The sequence below is a fragment of the Mycoplasma sp. SG1 genome (assembly GCF_023612375.1).
Lineage (GTDB): Bacteria > Bacillota_I > Bacilli_A > Mycoplasmatales > SG1 > SG1.
Genome location: NZ_CP076852.1, coordinates 594092 through 616191 on the forward strand (window position 1 = coordinate 594092; position 22100 = coordinate 616191).

Annotated in this window: 15 protein-coding genes; 1 reads left to right on the forward strand and 14 read right to left on the reverse strand. The window is 26.1% G+C overall.

Annotated elements, in window-relative coordinates:
• Positions 1–10 precede the first annotated feature (10 nt).
• The 12 genes from JRW51_RS02645 to JRW51_RS02700 form a co-directional block, all read right to left on the reverse strand.
• Entirely contained in the window at positions 11–1366 is a 1356-nt protein-coding gene (locus tag JRW51_RS02645) for a NusA N-terminal domain-containing protein (RefSeq protein WP_250328634.1), read from the reverse strand.
• A gap of 247 nt (positions 1367–1613) precedes the next feature.
• Positions 1614–3578 carry a PTS transporter subunit EIIC gene (locus tag JRW51_RS02650; RefSeq protein WP_250328635.1) on the reverse strand — a complete coding sequence of 655 codons (1965 nt, stop codon included), beginning with the start codon at positions 3576–3578 and terminating at the stop codon, positions 1614–1616.
• 17 nt (positions 3579–3595) lie between these two features.
• Positions 3596–4552 (reverse strand): ROK family protein, encoded by a 957-nt coding sequence (locus JRW51_RS02655; RefSeq protein WP_250328636.1) that lies wholly within the window; start codon positions 4550–4552, stop codon positions 3596–3598.
• A gap of 190 nt (positions 4553–4742) precedes the next feature.
• A complete protein-coding gene (locus tag JRW51_RS02660; protein WP_250328637.1) occupies positions 4743–5924 on the reverse strand; it encodes an aminotransferase class I/II-fold pyridoxal phosphate-dependent enzyme in 1182 nt (393 codons plus the stop codon).
• A gap of 21 nt (positions 5925–5945) precedes the next feature.
• Positions 5946–9611 (reverse strand): AAA domain-containing protein, encoded by a 3666-nt coding sequence (locus JRW51_RS02665; RefSeq protein ID WP_250328638.1) that lies wholly within the window; start codon positions 9609–9611, stop codon positions 5946–5948.
• 139 nt (positions 9612–9750) lie between these two features.
• On the reverse strand, positions 9751–10530 hold the full coding sequence (locus JRW51_RS02670) for a site-2 protease family protein (protein WP_250328639.1): 780 nt from the start codon (positions 10528–10530) through the stop codon (positions 9751–9753).
• Between the two features lie 38 nt (positions 10531–10568).
• Positions 10569–11732, reverse strand: coding sequence for a phosphatidate cytidylyltransferase (locus JRW51_RS02675; RefSeq protein WP_250328640.1), 1164 nt, complete (start codon positions 11730–11732; stop codon positions 10569–10571).
• A gap of 3 nt (positions 11733–11735) precedes the next feature.
• A complete protein-coding gene (locus JRW51_RS02680) occupies positions 11736–12281 on the reverse strand; it encodes a ribosome-recycling factor (protein WP_250328641.1) in 546 nt (181 codons plus the stop codon).
• A gap of 16 nt (positions 12282–12297) precedes the next feature.
• Positions 12298–13035, reverse strand: a complete 738-nt coding sequence (locus JRW51_RS02685) for a hypothetical protein (RefSeq protein ID WP_250328642.1) — start codon at positions 13033–13035, stop codon at positions 12298–12300.
• Positions 13036–13067: 32 nt separating this feature from the next.
• Positions 13068–13892, reverse strand: a complete 825-nt coding sequence (tsf, locus tag JRW51_RS02690; RefSeq protein WP_250328643.1) for a translation elongation factor Ts — start codon at positions 13890–13892, stop codon at positions 13068–13070.
• A gap of 5 nt (positions 13893–13897) precedes the next feature.
• Positions 13898–15130, reverse strand: coding sequence for a 30S ribosomal protein S2 (rpsB, locus tag JRW51_RS02695; protein ID WP_250328644.1), 1233 nt, complete (start codon positions 15128–15130; stop codon positions 13898–13900).
• Between the two features lie 564 nt (positions 15131–15694).
• Complete coding sequence (locus JRW51_RS02700; RefSeq protein WP_250328645.1) at positions 15695–17122, reverse strand: aldehyde dehydrogenase family protein; 1428 nt, start codon at positions 17120–17122, stop codon at positions 15695–15697.
• Positions 17123–17262: 140 nt separating this feature from the next.
• Between JRW51_RS02700 and JRW51_RS02705 the strand changes: the two genes are divergently transcribed.
• Positions 17263–17913, forward strand: a complete 651-nt coding sequence (locus tag JRW51_RS02705) for a hypothetical protein (RefSeq protein ID WP_250328646.1) — start codon at positions 17263–17265, stop codon at positions 17911–17913.
• 2 nt (positions 17914–17915) lie between these two features.
• On the opposite strand, the gene JRW51_RS02710 is transcribed toward JRW51_RS02705, so the two are convergent.
• Both JRW51_RS02710 and JRW51_RS02715 read right to left on the reverse strand, forming a co-directional pair.
• Positions 17916–20690 (reverse strand): AAA family ATPase, encoded by a 2775-nt coding sequence (locus JRW51_RS02710; RefSeq protein ID WP_250328647.1) that lies wholly within the window; start codon positions 20688–20690, stop codon positions 17916–17918.
• A 286-nt stretch (positions 20691–20976) separates the two neighbouring features.
• Positions 20977–22050 (reverse strand): hypothetical protein, encoded by a 1074-nt coding sequence (locus JRW51_RS02715; protein ID WP_250328648.1) that lies wholly within the window; start codon positions 22048–22050, stop codon positions 20977–20979.
• Positions 22051–22100 lie beyond the last annotated feature (50 nt).

The following is a 22100-nucleotide window of genomic DNA, read 5'->3' on the forward strand; positions in this document are numbered from 1 at the left end:
ATTTTATATTTTATGAATCTTTAATATTGGAATCTAGCTCATTATCCTTATCTTTATCAGGAGTTTGTTTTTTAGCATCTAAATTAAAAATATCTTCTTCATCTTCATCAACTAAATATTGGTGAATAATGTTTTTATATTTATCATCGATAGCGTTATCATCTTTTTCTTCAAAAGTTTTTAGATTTGATTGTTCTGTTTCGATGGCTTCAAACTGAATAGACTCAACTATATTATCATTCTCTTTTTCTTTTTTAGCAAAAAAGTCAGATGAAATGAATTTTTTATCAATCGCATCTTCTAAAGTTAACATTAAATTTCTTGTTCCTAATAATTTATCAAGCAAACGGTTATTAATATAACGTTTCCCCAATGCTTTACCAAAATCTTCTTTGTCAACAATAATACAATATCCGAGTTTGTCGGTTTCAGAAAAATAATTAAAATATTCGCTTGTTTTTAAAGGAAGAATTTGGTAAATTGTAACATTATTAAAAAAGTTAGAAATTAATTTTTTTTCATCTTCGACAAATTCAACAAAATCAATTCTTTCAGAATTAATATATTGTGAAACATTTTTTAATCTTTGCGCCTGAGGTCCGATACATGCTCCAACAGGATCAATGTTTGAATAACTAGATGCAACTATAACTTTGCTTTTTTCATCAGGGCAACGAACAACATGTTTAATTTCAATGAAACTTGTTTCAATTTCTGGAATTTCTTTTTTTAAAATTTCAGCAACAAGTTCAGGAGCAGTTCTTGATAAAATAATTTTTAATTTATTATCTTGATGTTCAATTGCTTCAACATAAAAATAATAGAATTTTTTTGGTTGAAAAGTTTCAGACTTAAGTCAATTTTTTTTCGGTAAAATCATTCTTAAAAAATCATAAACAATAATAGCTTTATTAAAGTGCAACTCTTCAAGCTCAGCTCAGATTACGGTATGTAGTAATTTATTTGCTTTGTTAATATCATTTTTATGTTTAACATCATACAGCGAAGTAGTTAAAAATTGCCGAAAGTATTGAACAAAGTAATGACTAAAATCATCAAAATTAACAATTTTTTTAACCATATCACCTATTTTAGCAGATGGATTTGTTTCAATTGCTGTTTTTAGATTTATTTCATCTAATTTAACATCTTTTGTCTTATCACTTACAACTTTTGCAAGAATAAAGATGAATAAATCTTTTGTTTTGTCGTTTATGTCAATGGTGTAAGATGCATCAATATCTAAAACTTTTTTTGTTGTTTTAGTTAAAACTTGACAAAAATAATCTGCAAATTCAGATTCAACGATCCCATTATTTTTAATAATAGATCTCATTAATAAATATATTTTTTTTGTGTGTTGCATGTTTTGAATTATGTTTTAAAATTTTATGATTTCATATAACTATATATTAAGTATATAGTTGTGTTGAAAAAAAGAACCATATTCAAAAGAAAAGGAAGGATCATAAATTAGATTGTAACCTTTAATTTTGAACTTATCTGCTATTTTATAGAACATTAATAAAAAAGAGAGGAAAAATCCTCTCCTTTCTTTTCTCTATGTTTTTATTATAAACATATGAATAAAAAAACCAAAGTTTTTTAATAAATTAATTATTATCTGTATTATCTGGTTCTTTCTTTTTAAAAGAATCAATGTCAATACCTTTAGTTTTTTCGATAACTTTGTTTCGTTTTGGTGTGAAATTAAATAATTTTTTGATCTTACTTATTTTATTTTTTGGTTTTTGAGTATTAGCATCATCTGATTTATCTTGAGTAAATAATTCAGGATGTAAAATTTTATCAATTTCTTTTTTAATACTCAATACTTTTTCACGGTAAACAACTTGATAGAAATTATCATCGCGAGGCACTACTGTAATAACATTAGGATCAGTTTTTCAAACACTGTATTTTAAGTGATTGTAATCTTTAAATGTTACACGAATACTTGTCGCACAGTTAGTTACCGTCTCTACATTTTCCTTACCTCCCGCGGCCTCTATAAATTTATTCGCGGACTGTTCTTCTGTTGAATGAACATTAGTAATATTTCCGTGATCATGAGATGAACTAAATAATTCAACTTTAAATCCTTTTATTCAGAAGTAGAACAAGGCAAAGAAAATAGGAACATAACATATACCAACGATAGGAACTCAATATGAGTTGGCTTTTAGACCATTAATATCAGGTAAGGCAGCATAGAAGATAAAGTCAATTAATCCACCAGAGTACATAGTATTTAAATGTGCTCCAACATCTTTCATTACAAGACCAACACTAGCAACTAAAATTGAGTATGGGCCTCAGTAAAGTAATGGAGATGTAAATAGGAATGAAAATTCGATTGGTTGGGTTGTTCCGGTTATAAAACACGTAGCAATTCCTGAACCTAAAATACCGGTGGCAATTTTCCGATTCCCTTTTGGAGTTGTAAGTCACATAGCCACAGCAGCTGCAGGTAAACCAAACATCATAAATGGAAATCTTCCTGACATATAACGTCCAGGAGAAATTCCTACCAAACTAGGTAAATTTGAATTAAGCGCTTCAAAAGATGAATCATATGGAAGGTGGGCATTTTGAAAGAACAACCATATATGTTGGTCACCATTACCATAAGTGCTTAATCAACTTGATATTTGATCTGGAGAAAAATGCTGAACTTTTGTAAATCACTCCATTAAGTGCATATGTTCGCCGTTATACAAAATTGCAGTATTATTTATCATATTTTGATCAATATGACCACCAGCTTGTGTTCAAATTAACGTATAGAAAATAAGAACATGAAGACCAAACGGAACTAATAATCTTTCAAGTCAGTTACCAATGAATACATCAAATCCATATGGTAAATGGTTAGAAGAAGTTCCAATCCAGTTTAGACCAAGACCAATGGCTGGTCATATAACTAGCATTATAAATGCCAATGGGATCATTAATCCTGTTACTAAGAACGGAATTAGACGATTCCCTTGGAAAAATGAAATCATGTTGGGTAATTTTCATTTAACTCCACGTTTAAATATTCATGCAGTTATCATCCCAACAATAATTCCACCGAAAATAGATGAGTTTAGAAAGACATACCCGGGCTTATTACCACTTGGAAAACCTGTTGTTAAGGCGTCAAAAATATACTGAGGTAAGTTTTTTCAAAAGAAAATTGAAAAATCGCCCCCAGAAGGATTTTTAATAAAAGGGGTTTGAATAACAATGAATACAAAAAATCCTAATGCTGCAGAAAATCCAGCAAAAGCGTTATTTTTTGTTAAAGCCATCGCGGTTGCCATGGCGAAAAATACTGGTAATAATCAGAAAAGAATATTACCAATATAACTCATAAATTGGCCCAAAGCGTAACCAGCATATGCAGGATCCTGCACTTGATTGGTTAGCGTTGTTCCAATCCCTAATAAAATTCCAGCTAATGGTAAAATGGCTATAGGTAAAAGAAACGCAAATCCAATATTTTTAAAGAAAGCTTTTGCAGCCCCTTTTTTTGGATTTGGATTGATATCTTCTGCTCTATTTCGTCATTTTGTCAGTTTAGAGAGTTTTATCATAAATTAATTTTTATATTTTAAGATTTGTTTTTTAATCCTTGGATTGCAGTTCATGCAGCCCCATAAATTCCAGCTTGATTGCCTAATTGACAAACTTTAATTGGAATTTTTTTATACACGAAATCACGTGCGTATTGTTCAATTCAATAATGAATATGTTTTAAAAGATAATCACCAAGAGCAGATGGGCCCCCGCCGATTAAAACAACATCAGGGTCAATTGAATACATCATAATAGCAATATGAGATCCTAAAGGACGTAGACAATATCTTAAAATTTCTGTTGTTTCCTTATGATCTTGTTTAATCATTTTTTGAACATCAAATATTGTTAATGGATGGTCGATATTTTTTTGTAATTTTGCTAAATCAGAATTAGGATTTTTATCAATATATTGACGCATATATTTTTCAATTCTAACAGCACTACTTAAACCTTCCATACAATGTGGCAAACCGCATGATAAACAGTCATATTCATCTTGCATATGGCCGCCGTGACCAAATTCCCCAGCTCAATAATGTGAACCGTAATAAATCTTATTATTAAGAATTACGCCACCGCCAACGCCAGTTCCTAAAGTGTAACCAATGACATTTTTATATCCCTGGCCAGCGCCTTTTCAAAACTCACCAACAATTGCAGCACGTGAATCATTTGTTAAATAAATAGGTTTTTTAAAATATTTTTTACAAACTTCAAGTGCAGGATAATTCACTCAATTAATTTTTTTTGCCATTAAACTGATCCCTTTTTCTGGATCGATTGGACCAACGCAAGCAAAACCAATTGATGAAATATCTTTTTCAATCGTTAAATTAAGGGTTGATAATCATTTTTTAACAGAGTTGTGAATTTCTTCAATTACTTTTCCAACTACAGTGTCACAAACATGAGTGTGAAGCAATTTACCATCTTTTGTGAACAAACCAAGCTTTGTGGTTGTTCCACCTAAATCAATTGCAAGAACCATTTTTAGCTCCTTATAATATTGAAATTTTAAACAGGAATAAACACTCTCATAAATATTAAAAATATTAATATAAATAAATTAATAATTAATATATTTTCTTTTTAGAGAAAAGAAAATATGTTTATTTCTACCTGTTCTGTTTTAGATTATAAAATATATATCCCTTGTCTGCCTTAAATATGATTATGAATTAGGTTGTATAAAATTCTTTTATTAGTTTATTAACTAATATTTTTAATTCATTTTTTTCTAAAAAATAATTTAAGCGAACAAAAAAACGATAATCAGAACCAAAATCAATCCCAAATAAAGGAAATATACCAATTTTAGTAAATCTTTCTTTTAATTGATTAGAATCTTGAACAAGATTTGAAAAATCAAGCCATGCTAAAGTTGTCGCTTCACTTTTTGTTACGATAATTTTTGTTTTAGATTCAATGCTGTTCTTTAAATATTGAAATGAATCTTTTAAATAATTTACCTTATATTTCAATCATTTTTTATTTTTAGGATTTAAATATGCTGATTTTAAAAGAAGATAATTAAAAAAAGAAGAAGATGGATACCAATTAAGTTTGTTATCTGTTATTTTTAACTGATCAATGATTTTGTTACTCCAAGATAATAAATAACCAAATTGAATGGTAAAAAAATTAAAAGTGGTAGCAGGAGATGAAATAGAAATAGCATATTGTAATAAATCATCATTGTTTGTTGCTTTTATCAATGGTGTAAAGTTTTTGCTATAAAAAATATCTTGTCAAATTTCATCACTAACAAGATAAAAATTATACTTTTTTGCTAATTTAAGTAATTTAACTAAATCTTCTTTAGAAAAAACTTTTCCGGTCGGATTATGAGGATTACAAAAAATATAAACTTTAGGACGGTATTTGATAATTTGTTGTTTTAAAAGATAAAAATCAATATGATATTCTTGATTAATGTTTACTAATTTATTTTCAATTAAATTTAAACCTAAACTGATGATTGAGCTAATAAATGGTTTGTAAGCTGGTGTATTAAGAATAATGTTATCGTCTTTTTCTGCAAATGTTAATAAGCAAAGTTGAATAAGTTGAATAACTCCCGTTCCAGGAAGATAATTTTGAACCGAAAGTTTTTTCTGCTTAAATTTATATCAATTATTGATTGCATCTACATCTTGTTGATGGTAATAAATATAAGGGAAAACACTAATTTTTATTCCAGATAATAAATCTTTAATAAGATAAGGTGATGTTTCACAATCAGCATCAGCAACTGTTAAATGAAATTGATCTGAACTTGTTCGATTAAGATAACGTTTTGTAATTAATCTGTCTTGATTCTTAAAAAAAGGATTGAATTTTAATAATTTCTTATTTTCCATAGATAGGATTTTAAAAGTTATTTAAAACATTTTTAAAATTTCTTTTATTTCGTTAATTATTTTATCTTTTTTTAATGGATGCCATCAATCGATTGAAGAAACTCAATAGAATTGTCAATCATGTTCAAAGAAATAATTTAATCTGTATCAATCACGTTCTTTAGGTGAAAGATTACTATTAAGTTTATCACCATCACACTCTATTACTAAAACAAAATAACCTGTGTTCTTGTTATAAATAAGAATATCAAATCTGGTGTCCTCGCCAATCCAAACACCAACTTTTATTTCAAATTTTGAAGGAATCGCTTCTTTTAATTCTTCTGAAACAGCTTGTTCAAATTCAGTTACTCCCAGTTTTTCTTGAACTAAATTTTTATGATACTCTAAAAATAACTGTTTTTTTCTATGATTGGAATCTATTTTAGTTGCTGAAAGTGCTTCGATATATTCTAGGTATTGTCCAAAAACTATATTCCCGGAAGACATAGTCGCTTGATCGGTATTTGCAAAAATATCTTGAGATTTTAATGATTTTATAATAATCAATTGTTTTCTAGCTCTTGTAACAGCAACATTAACCCTTTTATCGCCGTTTGCCCTTGAAATAGGTCCAAAGTTTCGAATTAATTTACCGTCAGCGTTTTTAGCAAAGGCAACTAATAAAATGATAATGTCTCTTTCATCGCCTTGAATGTCTTCAATATTTTTAATAAAAAGCGATGATTGATCATCGAACATTTCATTTCCTCAAGTAGTTTCTCGTACTTTTTTGTTAAAAAAATTAGCTTGTTCTTTATTAAATACAATAACTCCAACTGAATCCTTTTCATCTTTGTTCTTATAAACTTCTTCTAAAGTCTTCATCCCGCTTTCAGAAACTTTTTGATTTAAGCGGTTTTCATAAACTCCCGTAACTTGTTTTAAATAAATTGGAGGCTTAATGTCTTCTTGGGCAGGAACAGGAAGCGCCGATGTATCTAAGTTAAGATAAGGAGCAAAAACTAATTCATTGTTATAAAAATGTTTATTTGAAAAATTAATTAATTCAGGATAAAATGAACGATAGTGATATCTTAAAAGGACTTTTTCTAATTTTGGGATAAAAAAATCTAATAATGAAGTGTTTTCAAGATAAACATCTTCTTCATCTTCATCAAAATTATTTAATGATGAAATAGTTCTTAAAAAGAAATTGGTTGGTTGTAGTTGTTGCTCATCGCCAACAATAATAAATTTAGTAGCTCGATAAATACTTGTAATCGCGTTTTCAAAATAAATCTGTGATGCCTCATCAAAAATAAGATAATTAATGATGTGTTTTTGAAGCGGAAAAAGATATGGAATAACAGAAAGATTAAGAATTAAAATTGGACATAAATCAATTATGATTTCAAAATATTTTAGAAAAAAAGAACGAATGTTTATATATTTTTTTCTTTCCTCAATTGTTTTTGTACATTTTTTAAATAACATTCGATATGCCGCACTTGTTTGAGATTTTTTAACAATTAATTTTTTTCTTTCCTCACATAAATAAAATGGAATAAGTTCGTTTGTTATTTCGATTTTTTTATCAATTAAAACTTTTATTTTACTAACTCAATTGCTGTCTTTTATTCTTAATTTATCAAAATTATGTTTTTCATAATGAAGAATAAAAACTCGGCTAATTAAATTTTTCAATTTAATTTCTGTATTTGTAGCTAAATTAATTTTTTCTAAAAGTTCTAAAGCGTTGAACTTTTTACTTTTTGAATATTGATTTAATAATTCTTTTTCAGTGATAGAAATTTTTGTTAAATAATCAACAAAAGCTTTTAGTTGCTGATCACTAAACTCTGTTTTATTTTTGACCCCCCACCCTTTTAGAGATGAAAGGTGCTGAACCAATTTGTTTGTTTTTAGATAATAAAGAAAAGATTTTCAAGCATCTGAACACTTTGATCAATCAAAGTTTAAAAATTCCTCATCTAAACCATAAGTTAAAAAAACTTCTTTAAACGGAAAGTCATTGACAAATTTAACAGCTGAACTTGCTAATTTAATTTGTGAGAAAATTCTATCAATATTTTCAAAATTGTAAAGATATTTTTCATTAATAACTGGGTGGTTTAATATTTCTGACTCTAAAGCTGTGTCAAAAACGACATTTAGGTTTTTTAAAGTATCAATATATTTTTTAAATTCATATGAATCAGATAATTCTCGATATGAATTGATCTGTTCAAAAGTTAAATCTATTTCCTTGTTAACATCAAATAACATTTTTTTAATCTCATCTGATTTAAGAGTTGTTTGTTGTGGTTTAACAAAAAAATCAAGATTATTTTTTAATTGTTCTAAAATCGCTGATTTGTTTGTAAAAATATCATCTACTTTTAAAACAAATTTTTTGTAATTTTGTTCTAGTTTTTCATAAACTACATCGCTGGCTACTTTTTTTTCAGTAGAAAAAACGGTAAATTCGTTATTTCACAAATTATTAATTAATAAATTTGCTATTGTTTGCGATTTTCCAGTTCCTGGGGGACCTTGAATAATAATTGAATTTTCAAATCCTTTTAAAATTGCCTTCTTCTGTGTAAAATCTAATGGACTGATTTGAATTAAATCGCTCTCTTTAAAATCAAATTGTTGATCTTCTTCAATAATTATTTTTTCATTGTTAATATTGTTTAAATCAGCAAGAAATTTATCAGCTTCTTTGTTACTAAGTGATTTTAAGTCGTGGATAACTCCTTCAATATCAACTTGATATAATCCTAGTACTAAGTTAGGATGAATTTCAAATTCATTTAATTCCCCTTTTCAATTTTGAGCAAATTCAAACTTATTTAAATCAGAATATAAAAATTTGTTAATATTGAAAAAATTTAAATTTTCAATATCTTTAAAATTGGTAATATTGATACTTAAAAGTTTTCTAAAAACTATATTATTTAACTCTTGTAACGTTTGATTAATTACTTCGATTTGTTTATCGCGACTTAAATTATTAATATTATTTAATGAAATTTCTAAGTCTTCGAAATTATTGTAATCTAAAGTTTTTTCGTTTGAAAAAGCTAAAAATTCTAAAAGAATAAAATTAAAATTAATTTGTAAATCTTCTAATAATTGTAGATTAATTGAATATTTTCCGATTGTTTGTTTATTTATCAAAACCTTTAAAAACAGCAAAGGAGATCTTATCGGAATAATTTTATTAAAAAGACTAACCGATCCAATTAAATGAATAAAACCAAAATTTAAAACATTGATCCCTGTTTCGCTGATATGAAAATGAGCGTAATGAATCATGGTTTTTAATCTTTTATGCAATTCAACTCATTTATAGTTTAGAAGCCAATAAGTAAAATTAGTTTTTGTATAAGTTGTCTCTTTTTTTCTTTTTTTTAACTCTGATCACAAAACATACTCTTTAAATAAAGATGGATGCTTTTCTTCAATATCTTCAATGGTATTTAACCCTTCAAGAACTTTTTTACAATGAACTGGCGAAAAATCAAAATTAATCTTTTTTGTTTTTAAAGCATCTTGAAAAAAGGTTTCATCAATAACCAAAGATTCTATTAATTCAAATAAATCAATTCTTTGAATAGACTTACTAGAAAACCTAGAAAAAATTATTGAATTATTCTGATAACGATTAATTACTCTTGAGATAATATCTTGTAATCTCATTTATTCATCTCCTAGGGTTATTTTTTGTTCAAACTATTATTACTAATATGCATATTATTTTTTATCTATTGATATTTTACTAAAATGTTGTCTTTTTTATGAATTAATGACTATTCAATTTTTCCATTATTATAAAATGTTAAAATAAGCCAAGATCGTGCAATAAAACGATAACAAATAATGATAGCAATAAGCTAATCCCGATTAGATTAATAATTGTTTTCATTTTTATTGACATTTCTTTGCCTCTAATTTTTTCATATGTAGCCTCAACCATTTTATAACCATCAAGTGGCGGTATAAAAAAGAGATTGAAAATAAATAAATTAAGATTGATTACAATTAATAAATTAATAAAAAAGAGTCAAGATGAGGCAGTGGATGCTTTTGAAAATAAAGAAAAAACACCAGAAATGCTTTTAAAATGACCTGAAAAAATATTACCTATCGCTAAAAAAATAGCACATAATCCTCGTCCTGTAACAATAAATGATTGAATAAAAAAATTACTATCACCTTTAACTAAAAGAACAATTAAGATGATTAAATAAGCAAGGATTAAATTAAACAATACCCCATTAACTAGATAAAAAAGCTTTTGTCAATATTTTATATCATCATATGCCTTTAAACTTGATTTAAAAATAGGGACTGGTGTTTTTTCTTCTTTGAGAATTTTTTTAAGTTCTTTGCTCATAACAAGAACATAACCACCGATTGGTACCGCTCTAAATGAATAAGTTGTGCTATTCTTAGTCCAAGATTTTAATCTATAACCAACCCCAATAGAAAATTCATAAACTTGAATTTTTTGAAGTTTTGCCATTGAAAAATGACCCAATTCATGAATGGTAATTGAGATTAATAAAACAACAAGGACTAATACAATTTTTAAAATGATGTTTAAAACGTGGAGCACTTTTAATAAATTTTTTGTTGTTAATTTTTAAAAAATCATTATCCAAGAAAAGAGAAAAAAAGAAAATAAAGAAAAATAAAAAAGATAAGCGAATCAAAGCGATCGAATAAACCGCCATGTTCTCCTAATAAAGTAGAAAAATTCTTTTTAAAGCAACAACGTTTAAAAAATGAAAAAAAGAAATCACCAAACTGAATTGATAAAACAAAAAAAAGTAATAAAAGAATTAAAATAAAATAAAATCCTTCTTTTAAAGAGGTTTTAAAGTTCAGTAAATAAAAAATTGACTGCGGATAACTGTGTAAATTATTTTGGATAAAATCTTCACTGACAAAATTTTTTAACAATGCGATATATAAAAATGCAACACTAAAACTAATCAAAAAACCACTTATAGCACCGATTCATGTTTTATTTGGACTTACTTTTGGAAAGATTTTTTTCTTTCCGAAGCATTTACCAATTAAATATGCTGATGTATCTGAGATAAAGGGCAAAAAGAAAATAAAAATGATTGCTAGTAATCCAAGATATAAACTAATAAATAATAAAATTTTAAATAAAAGAACAATTAATAATGCGAAAACAACTTCTAAAAATAATTTGTTTGATAATTGATGATTAAAATAAGCATAAATTATTGCTCCAATTAATACTGCAGCTAAAGAAACGCAAAAACCAATAGCGCTAAATGTCGTTAAATCCTGACCTAATAACCAAACTAATAACCTTTGATGACCGATAGTTGATGCTGAACCAGAATTATCTTGTCATAAAAACTGCAAAATGAAATATTTAGATGTTAAGAAATAATTAACAACAAAAAAGATTGAAAAAATAATGGTAAAAAAAATAATATTTTGTTTACCAAAAAAAAGAAACTGCGTTATTTCATACATCATTATTAACGCAACTATTAATAATGAAAAAATAAGTAAACAGGCAAACGTTTTTTCTAAAGTTGATGGCGCTTTTAGTTCAGAATTATATTGATAAAAATGAGCAAAGTTTGAAAAATATGAAAAAACAGCAATTAAAGTGATAAAAATAATAATAACAACTGAATATAAAAAACGATTAAGAAAACTAGATAAAAAAGGTTTTTTTACTTTAACCTCTTCGCCTGTTAATAAATCGTGTTCAATAATTACATCTTCTTTTTCTTTTGCTAAATTTTTATTTAAAAGCGTAATTGGAGACATTTATTAAATTTTCATTAATGATTTAAGTTTTTTAGATTCAAGATCAATTAATTTTTCTTGAAAGTTTTTAATAATTTTATTAATTTCTTCGTTAATAATATTTCTTTCGTTTTCTGATTCACCATGATCTTTTCAATGTTTTAAATAATCATGACGAATATTTCTAATTTTAACTTTTTCAGATTCAGTTAATTCTTTAACTTTTTTAACGTTTTTTAAACGTTTTTCTTCGGTTAAAGAAGCAAAATGTAACGTAATTTTATCTTCTAAAACAGTAATTGTTGCTTCGATTGGTAGTTTTCCGATTATTGAAGCAATTTCTTTTGAAATAGATGGATCAAACGGTTTAACTACTATTTGATTTGCTCCATCAAGTTTAATATTTGAAATTTGATTTAATGGCATCATAGCCCCATAATATGGGATCTGAACAATATTTAAAATTGATGTATTAATTGCTCCTGACATAATTTGCGATATTTTTACTTTATATTCGCTGATGATGTTATTCAATTTTTTAGTTAAAGTTTTTGTATCTAATTGTTCCATAAGTGTTTTTTGAAATTTAAATATTATTAGTTAAAATTGTGCCTTTAAAAAAAGAAGGTTTTTTTAAAGGTTCAAGTAAATTATTAAAATTGGTAATTACTGCTGTAATGGTGCTCTTTTTTAATAGATCTATTGCGGATGCATCAACTACTTGAAGATTAAGCTTTAAAGTTTGTTCAAAGGTAATTTGTTCAAGAATTTTAGCATCTTTAAAAATGTTAGGGTCTTTATCATAGGCGTAACTGATACCATGTTTTGCAAAAATAATTAAATCAGCTTTTAATTCAAGCGCCCTTAAAGCTGTAACTGTATCAGTTGAAAAGAAAGGTGACCCAATACCACAGGCAAAAATCAAAATATTAGCATCGTTATACTCTTTTAATGAACTATCAGGATGATGAGTTTCGCCGATATGTTCTATTTCAAAGGCGGTTTTAATTCTAGCTGTTAAATTGCTTTTTTCAAGGCATTCTTTTAAAACCATTGCATTTAAAACGGTTGCCAACATTCCCATGTAGTCAGCTGTTACAGAACTAATGCTATTTGAATTATTTTTTTCAAGAAATTCACGTCCTCTAATAATATTACCACCGCCAACAATAATTGCAACTTTATAATTATTTTTGATAAGTCATTTAATATCTTTAACAATATTATTGATTAAATTAAAATCAAATAAAGAGGAATTATCTTTGCTTTTTAAAGATTCACCGCTTAATTTAATTACTAATCTCTTAAAATTATTTAATTTCATATTCAAAAACCTTATCTTGCTAAACTAAGAAGTTATTTAACAATTTCTTGAAAAAGAAAGTCAACCACTTTTAAATTATGATTGGCTAAGTATTGTTTAACTGTTTGTTTTGAAAGTTTAATAAAAGGTTGTTCTAACAAACAATTTTCAGTATAGAAACGATTCATTTTTCCAGCAATAATTTTTTCAACGATACTAGCTGGTCTATTTGTTTTGTTTTTAGCAATTTCTTGACTAACAATTTCTTTTTCTGCATCAATAATTTCTTGCGGAACCGATTCAATAGATAAATATTTTGGTTTTGAAGCAACAATTTGCATACATATATCATCAGCTGTTTCTGGATTTTTATCTCCTTCGAAAATAACTAACGAAGATGATAATTTATTAATATGGTTATAACTTCAAAATCATTGATTTTCTTTTAAAGAAAGTTTTTTAAAACTTGAAATTGAAATATTTTCTTTAAACTTGGCCGCTGTTTCTAAAATATAATCTTTTACAGATCCATTATCAGCAACTTTTATATTCTCAAAAGTTTTAAGATCATCTGGTTTTTGTTCTAAAGCTGTTTCGATTAATTTTTTATGTAAATTTTGAAACATTTCAGTGTTTGAAACAAAATCGGTTTCTGAATTTAAAACTAATATATAACCAACGTTATCTTTAAAGGCTGATAAAACATTACCTTCTTTATTTAAATTACCTGATTTTTTGATAATTTTATGACTACTATACAATCTGATTCATTTAATCGCTTCATCAATATCATTTTTAGTCGCTTTAAGTGCTTTAACACATTCAGCATAACCAACATTGGTAATTTCTCTTAATTTTTTGATTAAATCTAAATTCATAAAAATTATTTTGTTAGAGTGTCTGCGTTTTCTTTTGGTTTTGAAATGTTTTCGCTTTTAGAAGACTGGTTTGAAGTATCTTTAGCGGTTTGAGGGGTAGTTGTTTTTTCTGGCTTATTTTGTTGATATGATTGTCTTCTATATCTTGAGTATGAATGAGAAGTTGTTTTAGAACTGCTTTTTTTCTTCGTTTTTTGCATTGTAATAACTTTATTAAACTCATCAATAGGCACATCTTTATCTTTAAGATCGAAAATAGCAGTTGCGTTTTGATTGTTTCTCCAGTTTCTTCCCCGTTGTTTTGGATTTAAATCATATTTATTATATTGTGGCCGTGGAGTTCGTGGTCTTGGTGAAGAAGGCGTTTTTTCTTGAGTTGAAAAGAAATAGTTAGGAGAATTTTGACTTTCAAGGGAACTATCTACTTCTTGGAATTCAAACATTTTATTTTCTTGATTAAATAAAATATCAATATTAGGACGATTTATTACAGCGGTTGGTAATCCTTTTGCTTTACAAACAGCATCAGCGATAACACCCAAAATTAATTTGATACTTTTTACTCCATCGTCATTCGCTGGAATAAAAAAATCTAATTTACGGGGATTAAAATTTGTGTCAGCAATCCCAATAACAGTTGATCCGACAATTTTACATTCTTTAATAATAACTTTTTCAAGGATTGGAGAACAAAGAAACACCATAGATGGGATCGTTTTCATTTCTTTAATTCCTTCAAATTGACTATTAAATTTTGTAACTTTGTTTTTAAGTTTTCTTAATTCTTTTTTGGTTAAATCTTTTCCAACTAAATTATTTGCAATATTTTTTTCTAAAGCGATGCTTTCTTGAATTTGTTTTGAAATAATTTTAAAATTAGTAAAAGTTCCACCTTTTCAACATTTATTTAAATAAAATACATTAGCTCTTTCAGCTTCTTGCTTAACAATATCTTGGAATTGTTTTTTTAGTCCAACAAAAAGAATTGTTTTATTCGCTTTTACTTGCTCATAAACATAATTGTAAACAAGGCTCAAGTATTTAATTGTTTTTTCTAAATTTATAATGTTGATTTTATTTCTACTTAAAAAAACATATTTTTTAAATTGGGGGTGACAAAGATTTTTACGATGTCCAAACTGTACTCCAGATTTAAGTAGTAGTTTTGCAGCAACAAAAAAATTTTTTTCGTTAATTTTGTTGTAATATGTTTTTGATTTTGCTCTATTTTCTTCCATCTTCTAGCAATAAATGAACTAAAATTTTTAGTTTGGTTTATGAATAATTTCCTTCCGGTAATAAATAATTAAAATATATGTCGTATTAAACAAAATATTATAAAACATTTGTGATACAAAGTATATAAAATTTCATTTTTTCTTTTACATTATATATTTATATACCTTATAACGTGTTTTATAAAATTTATTTCAATATTTTCTTAAAAAAGACAAGAATAAATCTTTAAATCTATTTAATAATATTTTATGGGTTAAATTTTTTATAAGATTTTTTTGAAAAAAAGTGATTATAACTTTTAATCGCTAAAACGAAAGCTAAACTTGTACATATTATAGATAAAATAACAATATTTAAATTAAACGTTTTCTGCCAATTATAACCAATTGTTAAAAAAATTAAGACCATTAAAATTAAACAAATAAAGTTAAACAACGTATTTATAAATTTATAACTTTTTCATTGAAAAAGATTAAATAATAATTTTAACGTTAATAAAAGTAAATATATTGTTGTTGCTACAATCAAAACAATATAAACAACCATGATTCTATTATCTTGTCCTAAATAGCTATCACTATCCCTTTTGGATAAGAACAATTAAGCAATGATCAATAAGTGCTTTGGGTTCCAATACCAGATGACTTACTTCCTGTAAATGGATATCTATCTGGTCCTCTCTCAGTAGCAAAATTAATAGTTACTCTCCCTGTATCAATTTGTTGTGCTATATTAATCGCACCTTTTAAATTAGATGAGAAAACACAAGCTTGAAGTCCATACAAAGTGTTATTAGCAATTTCGATCGCTTCATCAATTGTGTCATAGTAAATAATAGGCAAAACAGGCCCAAATTGTTCAATTGATGCAATTTTTGCTTTTGGTGAAACATTATCTAACAAAGTTGGATAAACTAAATTATCTTCAAATTTATTGCCTATTACAACTTTAGCTCCATGTCTGATTGCATCTTTGGTTAAATCTTCAACAAATTGAGCGCTAGCAATATTAATAAGTGGGGTTATATTTGCGACCGTATTAGGTTGATTTGTTACAACTAATTTCTCAATTTCAGCCTTTAAATGTGGAATTAATTTAACAGAAGTATCTTTTGTTACTAATATTCTTTTAACTGCAGTGCATCTTTGTCCATTAAAACTAAAGGCCCCTTTTATGATCTGTTTAGCTGTTAATTTTAAATCACAATCATCAAGAACAATAGCAGGATCTTTTCCGCCCATTTCAAAAATAAGACCACAATTTTTACTATGTTTTGAAATATATTCACCAGTTGCAGTTGAACCTGTGTAATTAATTAATTTAATCCGATCTGATTTAATTAAATATTCACCAATCAATGATCCTTTCCCTGTTATTACTTGAAGTTGATCTTCATTGAAACCAGCATTGTATAAAGATTTTGTAATTAAAATACCTGTCACTGATCCATTTGTACTTGGTTTAAAAACTACTGTATTCCCCATTATCAAGCTAGGGGCTAGTTTTGTAATTGATAAATTGAATGGATAATTAAACGGAGAAATCGCTAAAATAACTCCGAGCGGTTCACGTTCAAAAAGAGCTAATTCATTCCGCGCTGTTTTAACTGCTGTCGGATGATAACCTTCTATTTGCAATCTTTTGAACTCAGTGATTGTATCTTCAATAACAGATATCCCCTTCTTAAATTCAGATTGACAGTCAGGAATTGATTTCCCTACTTCTCAATGGATAGCGTTAATAATTTCTGCCTCCATCGCTTTTAAAGAATTAACTCATGCTGTTAACATCTCAACCCTTTTAACTGAAGAAGTTTTTCTTCATTTTAAAAATGCTTGATAACTTTTTTCATAAATAACATCAATATCTTCTTTTGATAACGATGGAACTTCAAAAATCGCCTTATTCGTAAATGGTGAAATAATTGAATAAAAATCTTTATATCTAAAGTTTTTTATTCAATCATAAGTGTATCTTTTTATAGTTCCCATAAATGTAAATATTAAACCTTCTGTTTCGATTTAAAAAATAGTTTTAATCTTAAGTAATTATATTTTATTATCTAAAGTTATTCTAGATAAGACTTTTAAAAAAATTAAATAATACTTCTAGATAATAGATAATAAATATTATGAAACCGATAAAAATAGCACCGAGTACGATTCGTAATTTATTATTTATAGAAAATATTAATGATGAATTTTTAATCGCTATAAAACAAAAAGCTCGCCATTTTTCATCTGAGCAAATCGCTAAAATGAAAGAAGGAACAAAAGAAGAAAAAAATATTATTTTAGAATTTATTAATAAATTTAAAACAATAAATGATGATGCTGTTGGTCCAATAAACCTAAACCGAATTAATACAAGCTATAAAAAAATAATTCAAAATCATTTAATCACCTGAACTCAAGGCAAAATTGATGGTTTATTGGTTCATAAATGAATGAAATATATAGTTGAAATAAAACTAACTCATTCTTTATCTTTAGATGAAGCCGTTGTTTGATATTATCCTCAAATTCAAACTTACATGGAATTAACTTTAGCGCAACGATGTATTTTTGTCTTAAAAAACGCTATTTCTGGAGCCCTTGAATATAAAATAATTAAAAGGGATGATAAATTTATCAGTGAAGTTCAAAAACGTTGCTTATGATTTATCAAACAAGTATCTAACTTTAATCTTGACTTAAATACGATTCAAGGGAATTTTGATCAAGATTTTAAAATAAAAGAATATTGAAATAAATTGATAAATATCAAAAGAAAATATCACTAATATTATTCATTCTTAACGTTTATACCAACAATATTCGTTACCCCTTTACCATGAGTTGTTGCTCCATACAAGACTGGACAATGAACCATTAATTGATTCCGATGAGTAATTAAAATGAATTGAATTTCTTTTGAAAATTCTTTTAATAATGATCCTAATTTTGATGCATTAACTGGGTCAAGATTGGCATCGACTTCATCAAAAATAATTAATGGCAGTTTTTTAATTTTTAAAATTGCTAATAAGATACAAACTATAACTAATGTTTTTTCACCCCCTGATAAATTATCAAGAAAATAACTTTCTTTTTTTGAAGGAAAAGTAGCAGAAATTTCAATTCCAGAATAATCTGTTTCTAGATCTTCAACATGTTTTAAAAATATTTTGCCATCAGTATAAAATTTGTGAAAAATTTCTGGTAAAATTTTATTCACTTCATCAATAAAATTAGTGAATAAAGTTTTTAAAATGTTGTCAAGCGTATTTATTGTTTCTTCAATTTGATAAACTGTTTTACTTACATTTACATACTCTGTTTTCAATTTATGAAAGGTTTCTTGTTCTTTTTCATAGATTGCAATAGAATCTAAATTGACAGATCCTATTTTTGATAGTTCATTTTTAATCAATTCGATTTCTTGACTTGTAACATCAGATAAATGAAACGTTTTTGCTAAATCTGTTGCTGTTTCAATTGTTAGTTTATACCTTTGGACTAAGGTTGTTGAAAAGTTCTTGATTGTTATTTTTTGTTCTAAAGCGCTAATGTTTAATTTTTCAAGTTTACGATGAAACTCGTTATACTCATCTTCAAATTTTTTTAAATTTGAAAAATTATTTTGTTGAGCAGCTAAAAGTTTGACTTTTTGTTGATTTTTGATTTTAAAGTCCAAATTTAATTTGATTAATTTAGATTTATATGCATTTATGTCTTTTAAAGCGGTTATATCATTATTTTGTTTTTGGGCGCTTTCATGTTTTTGAAAAAGATTGTATTGATATTCAAACTTAAGGATCTCTTTGTATATTTCTTCTTGCTCTGTTTTTAAACTGTTAATTTTTAAACGTAAATTATTTAATTTTTCTTGATTGATATCTAAAAGATGTTGTATCTTTTTATTTTTATCGTGTAATAAATTGATTTCGTTAATAACGGCTTGTTGTTTATTAATTTTGATATAACCACCTATTATTTCTTCTCTTTTTATAAAAACATCTCCTGCCAACGTTACAATAATAAATTCGGGTAATAATTTTTTTAAATGTTTTGCAGTGTCAAAATCTGTTGTTAAAATTGTATTTCTAAAAAGGTATTGAAATACTTTTAAATATTTTTTTTCAAAATTAATTAATTCAACAAAAGGTGGTAAAATTAAATCTTTAATTTTTAAACGTTGAAAAAGTTGTTGCTTAATTTCTTCTTGATTAACGTTAGTCTGAACAATGTTTTCATAAATTAAAAAAGTTGTTTTAAAAAGTTTGTTTGTATTTAAATAATCAATAATTTTTTTCGCTGTTTCTTCGTTTTGAACTAAAATATTTTTTAATTTACCCCCCAATACAGCAGTAATCGCTGTTTGATATTTTTCATCTGCTGTAAATAAATCGTAAATATAACCATAACACTCAGGAAATGTATCTTTTAGCAGAAAATTTGGATCATTAGTTCTGGTTTTTAAAAAAGAAATATGATATTCATTTTCTTTAAATTTTAATTTAAGTGAATCTGATTCTGTTTTCAAATCTTGTTCTTCTTGAGAAAAAGTTTTGATATTTTCTAATATTTTGGAATGTTTAATTTTTAAACTGTCAAGAAATTTTTTAATTGTTTTAATATCTAGATTAATATCTATTGTTTCAATTTGTTGAAGATTAAAAATTAAAGAATTTAAATTTTGAATGTCATTTGAAATATTTAATGAATCATCTTCTAATTGTGAAATTTCAGTTTGATAAGTTTTAAATTTTCAATTCGCATCTTCTTTGTTTTTTAAAATTAAATCTTTGTTTAAGTTGAGTTTATCTATCTCTTCTTGACAACGATTAAAATCCTCGTATTGTTTGTTAATAACATTAACCAAATATCATATTTCTTTTTGATACAACTCTTCTTTTAATGCTTTGAATTTTTTAGCTTTTTGAACTTCAAGTTGAAGCTGTTCAAATCTTGCTTCTGCTTTATTAAAAATAAGGGATAACGTTTTTAATTTTTCATCAGTTTGAACTAAATTTTTAAAAATTTTGGTTCGGTTTTTTTTATATTGTAATAGCCCAGAAACACTAATAAATAATTGCTTCATTTCATCTGGTTTATAGTTAATCATTTGATTAATCGTATTTTGTGAAATAAACGATAACCCAAAGTTAACAATCCCGATACCAGACATCATTTGAACAATTTCTTTTTGTGTTATTGGATTCCGATTGATAAAAGTGTCAGCATTAAAATCATCGCGATAAACTGTTTTTTCTAAAACTATTTCATTTAAATCATAATCAAACAAATGGGTTGAATTATCAAAGTAAAGTTTAACCGTAGCAAATGGGGCTGGTTGATATTCTTTTGTGGTTCCGTTAAAAATTAAATCATTGTAATTTTTAATTCGCATCTGTTTACTTATTTTATCACCCAAAATTCAACGAATAGCATCAATTAGATTAGATTTACCAGCTCCATTTGGTCCTATAATAGCTGTTAACGGATAATTAAAATACAGATTGCTCTTACAAGCAAAAGATTTAAAGCCTTCGATATATATTCTTTTTAAAAAAATCATATCTAAAATAATCTTGATTTAGGGTTTTTATTAAAAATAAAAAAGTAATATTGAAAAGAAAAAATAGTTTCCATAATTAACTTTATTTTAACAGAATTTTATAAATAACCTTTTATGACTAATAGTTTGGATAAAATGTTTTTATTGTTTTAATTAAACCATCATTCACCATTACTTGATTGATAAAATTTTTAAATAAAGTTAAAATAATTTTTTGTTAAAAAAAATATTTCTAAAGTTAGAAATATTTTTGTATAAAAAGTTGAAAAGTTTTTACTTGTTCTTTTTATGCTAAAAGTTGTTGATTTTTAAATTGTTTTGGTTTTTGACGAAATGTTTTTAAAGTTTTGATCAAACCATCATTGAAGATTGCTCTTTCATAAAACATTCTTGAAGGATAAATTAATAATCCAGAAATTGCTAATACAACAAAAGGAGCAAGGTACATATAAATAGAAACGCTCCCATCTGAAGAAGTAAATATTAATAACATATTAAGATAAAAACTACTAAAAATCGGAATAAACGATAAAATTTTAGACAATAATCGAACATCCATTTGTAGAATCGTAGATAAAATAGTGTTTAGAATTGAAGGGAAAATAAATAAAAAAACAAAAACACCAATTCCACCACGAATACTTGTTAAAGCGCTTGAAACAGCAACACATAACAAAATCATCAAAATGATATTCCCCATTGTGTTAACACCTAATAAAATACAATACCATCAAACACTATTAATTCCATGGTCAACATTAGGAATACCAGCAGCAGCGAAATCTTTTGAAGCTGCGCCATAATAAAGAAAATTTGATGGTAAATGGTTAATATGTAGTCCAACAATTCAATAAAAAACAAACATTGGGTTAAATTGCTGAATACAAATAAATGATAAAAATGTTAATAAAATAAAAAGTAAAACTCAAAATCCGACAAATCAAAGTAAATTTACTAAAACTTTTGTATAAAAAGATGTTTTAGTTCCTACAGAAGATATTGTAATTTCTGTTGCTCGACTTGTTTTTTCTTCTAAAACAAAAAAACAAGAAGAAAATATTGTCCTAACAAACGGTATATACAAAAGTGTTGGTAAAATTCCAACAAATAACATTACAAGTTTTGTGTGTTGTTCTGGACTTAGATGATTAGGGTCATCTGGTTTGTAACTGTGTCAAAAAATAGTTGCAAAAACAGCACCTACGATTGTCACTATTAAAACAATAGCTAAAAATAAAAATAATTTTATATTAAAAAAATTTAATCTTATATTCCAAAGAAAATAATTTCACTTAGCATACATTACCCTTGTACGGGTAACTCTATGATCATCTTGTTCTTTTTTTACTATTTCTGTCATGACAATTGTTTCATCTTTATGTTTAATTAAAATTCATCTTTTTTGTTGAG